We start from the raw sequence: 3,468 nt of genomic DNA, 5'->3' as shown, positions 1-3,468 counted from the left end.
ATAGCATCGACGCGGCGCAGGGCGTGACGCCCGCCGATCTTGGTGATCAGCTTGGACGTATCGGGCAGGCAGTCCCTCAGCAGCGCCCAGGTTTCGGGGCGCGAGATCGGGGCAACGGACATGTCGAAGGCCCGAGGCAGGCGATAGCGCGCCTGCGCATCACCTACCATGACCACCTTGCGTTGGTGCCGGCTCGCCAACAGCCCGGCGACGAGACCTGCCAGCGGGCTCGATCCGAAGATGGCAAAATCCAGCTCGGCTTCGCTCATGCCTTCAAATCCCTGCGACCAGCCGCCGCTGTGGCAATGCGTCCACAGCGAACACGCGGGTTTTGATGGTTTTTCGCCGCAATGGGCTTATAGAGGACCCAACCTTGCTCGTTGAGGAAAGCAAGCGTTTGGGGTCCATGATTTTCTGGTCGATCGCCATTGCAGTCACCGCCATTGCCTGCGCCGCGTTGTTGTACGCGGGGCGCGGTCGCATGGTCAACGTGAGCGCCGCCGAAACCGCTGATGCCAACAGCCATTTCCGCCTTGTGCTGGCGGGGATCGACGCCGACCTGGCCGCTGGCAAGATCGGCGCTGAAGAGGCCGTTGGCGCCAAGGGCGAATTGGCGCGCGAAATGCTGCGCGCCAAGGCCGAAGTTGTGCCACGAGCCGCCCATGAAATGGGACAGGGCACGCTGTTTGCCGGTCTTGGTCTCGTCGCCGCTCTGGCGCTTGGCCTCTATGTTTTTCTTGGTAGCCCGAACCTGCCGGCCCAGCCGCTTGCCGGCCGTGCCGATGTCGCCGCACAGAGCATAAGTCTTGATACGGCCATTGCGCGCATCGAAGCGCAGCTTGCGGCCAATCCCAACGATTTGCGCGGGTGGACCGTGCTGGCGCCGGCCTTGCTCGAAGTCGGCCGCTTCAGCGATGCCGCAGATGCCTATGGCCGCATCATCGATCTCTCCGAGCCGACCGCTCAATTGCTGACCGATCGCGCCGAAGCGCTGCTGCTGGCGGCAGACGGCGAGGGATCGGAAGAAGCCATGGGCCTGCTGCGCACCGCGGCCGATATGGACCCCGCCCACACGCAATCGCGGCTCTATCTCGGCGCTGAATTGACCCGCATGGGCCAATACGAAGACGCGGCCCGCTTCTGGCAGGCCGCGATCGATCTTGCACAGGGCGACGAGCCCTGGCTACAGGCCGCACGCCAGGGACTGGCCGTGGCCGAGAACGATGGCGTCGATACGACCGCGCAGGATCAGGCCGAGATGATCCGCGGCATGGTCGGGAGCCTTTCCACCCGGCTCTATGCTGATGGCGGAACGGTCGAGGAATGGTCGCAACTGGTGCGCTCCTACATCGTCCTGGGCGATCTGCCCAATGCCCAGATTGCCTATGACGGGGCGGTATCCGCCTATCCCGCGGCCTTCGATCGCGGTGAACTCGACAGCATGGCGCTGGCTGCGGGCCTCAAACTCAATGGAGCTGAGCAATGACCATGCCGTCTGCCGTTCGCCGCAAGGGATGGTCGCGCAAGCAAAAGCGCCTGGCTGTCATTGCCGGGCTGGGTGTGGTGCTGGTGATCGCTGCCGCGCTGGTGCTGACTGCGCTGCGCGACCAGATCGTGTTCTTCTATTCGCCAACCGACGTGCAGACGCGCGGCGTTGAGCCGGGTCACCCCATTCGTCTCGGCGGTCTCGTCAAGGACGGTAGCTGGGTGCGCGAGGGCCAGTCGAACCGCTTTGTCGTGACCGACGGCGCGACCGAAATCGCGGCGCATTACGTCGGCATCCTGCCCGATCTGTTCCGCGAAGGGCAGGGCGTCGTCGCCGAGGGGGCAATCGGTCCCGATGGGAGCTTTACCGCCACCAATGTGCTGGCCAAGCACGACGAGAACTACCTGCCGCGTGAAGTCGTCGATGCGCTCAAGGCCCAAGGCGAGTGGCGTCCGGAGACCGCGACGCCGTGAGCATCGAGCTTGGTCATTTCGCCCTGATCCTCGCCTGCGCTATTGCCACGGTTTCGGCTCTGGCCGGATTGTTGCTGTGGCGCAGCGGACAGCGTCTGGCGCAGGTGCTGGCACAGGCTTCAATCCTGCAATTTGTGCTTGTTGCCGTGGCCTTCCTCGCGGTGGTGCAGGCTTTTGTCACCTCAGATTTTTCACTCAAGCTGGCAGTCGACAATTCGCATTCTCTGAAGCCGCTGATCTTCAAGATCTCGGGCGTCTGGGGCAATCACGAGGGCTCGCTGCTGCTCTGGATTCTCATCCTCGTGCTGTTCGGCGCGCTGGTCGCAGCCTTCGGTCGGCGCCTGCCGGCGGACCTCCTCAATCTTGTTCTGGGCGCGCAGAGCCTGCTCGTGGCTGCCTTTGGCGGCTTTACGCTCTTCACCTCAAACCCATTCGCGCGGATGTCGCCGCCGCCACTGGAAGGCTCGGACCTCAATCCTATCCTGCAGGATATCGGCCTCGCCATTCATCCCCCGCTTCTCTATGCGGGCTATGTCGGCTTTTCGATCTGCTTCTCATTCGCCATGGCGGCGCTGATTTCGGGGCGGATCGATCAGGCCTGGGCTCGCTGGGTGCGGCCCTGGACCATGCTGAGCTGGATTTTCCTGACTCTCGGCATCGCCATGGGGTCCTACTGGGCCTATTACGAACTCGGCTGGGGCGGCTGGTGGTTCTGGGACCCGGTCGAGAACGCCAGCTTCATGCCCTGGCTCGCCGGAACGGCGCTGCTGCATTCGGCGCTGGTGATGGAAAAGCGCAACGCGTTGAAGATCTGGACGATCTTTTTGTCCATCATCACCTTCTCGCTGTCGCTGCTCGGCACATTCCTCGTGCGCTCGGGCATTCTGACCTCGGTCCATACCTTCGCCAGCGATCCCACGCGCGGCCTCGTCATCCTGACCATTCTCGCCGTGCTGATCGGCGGGGCCTTCCTGCTCTTTGCCATGCGCGCGAGCACCTTGCGGCAGGGTGGACTTTTTGCGCCGATCTCCCGCGAAGGTGCGCTCATTCTCAACAATCTGTTCCTCGCCACGGCAGTCGGCGCCATCCTCGTCGGCACGCTCTATCCCCTGCTGCTCGATGCGCTGGCGGGCACGACGATTTCCGTCGGTGCGCCCTTCTTCAATCTCACCTTCGGCGCGCTGATGGCGCCGTTACTACTGGTGTTGCCTTTCGGACCGCTGCTGCCGTGGAAGCGCGCTGATCTTGTCGCAGCCGGGCAGCGGCTCGCAGGGGCGGCGGGCCTCGCCATTTTCCTCACCATTCTGGTTTCGGCGCTTGGCGGCATCTCCATTTCGCTGGCCCCGCTCGGACTGCTGCTTGGCTTCTGGGTGACTTTTGGTGCTTTTGCTGAACTGATCGAGCGTGGCCGCATCGGTCGGATTCCGGTGGGCGAGAGCGTTCGTCGCCTTGTTGGCCTGCCGCGCACCATCTGGTCGACGGCGCTCGGGCATATGGGGCTAGGCCTAA

General features: G+C 63.8%; 4 protein-coding genes. 3 read left to right on the top strand and 1 reads right to left on the bottom strand.

The window, feature by feature from the left end; genetic code table 11:
- On the bottom strand, positions 1-269 hold a 269-nt coding region (locus ABW043_RS10215; RefSeq protein WP_353921106.1), incomplete at its 3' end, for a hypothetical protein.
- 104 nt (positions 270-373) lie between these two features.
- Here ABW043_RS10215 and ccmI point away from each other — a divergent pair.
- The 3 genes from ccmI to ABW043_RS10200 form a co-directional block, all read left to right on the top strand.
- Positions 374-1,486: a c-type cytochrome biogenesis protein CcmI gene (ccmI, locus tag ABW043_RS10210; RefSeq protein ID WP_353921105.1), complete on the top strand. Its 1,113-nt coding sequence runs from the start codon at positions 374-376 to the stop codon at positions 1,484-1,486.
- Complete coding sequence (ccmE, locus tag ABW043_RS10205; protein ID WP_353921104.1) at positions 1,483-1,959, top strand: cytochrome c maturation protein CcmE; 477 nt, start codon at positions 1,483-1,485, stop codon at positions 1,957-1,959. The genes ccmI and ccmE overlap by 4 nt, the downstream gene beginning before the upstream one ends.
- A partial coding sequence (locus tag ABW043_RS10200; protein ID WP_353921103.1) for a heme lyase CcmF/NrfE family subunit occupies positions 1,956-3,468 on the top strand: 1,513 nt, incomplete at its 3' end. The genes ccmE and ABW043_RS10200, both read left to right, overlap by 4 nt.

Origin of the sequence: Devosia sp. (assembly GCF_040509215.1) — a bacterium.
In the GTDB taxonomy this organism is placed as follows: Bacteria; Pseudomonadota; Alphaproteobacteria; order Rhizobiales; family Devosiaceae; genus Devosia.
Note: the sequence above shows the minus strand (reverse complement) of the source record. Positions and strands in the feature narration are given on the sequence as shown.

Excerpts from the sequence above, each read along its gene's own strand:
- ccmE (WP_353921104.1), top strand. The coding sequence starts at position 1,483 with ATGACCATGCCGTCTGCCGTTCGCCGCAAGGGATGGTCGCGCAAGCAA.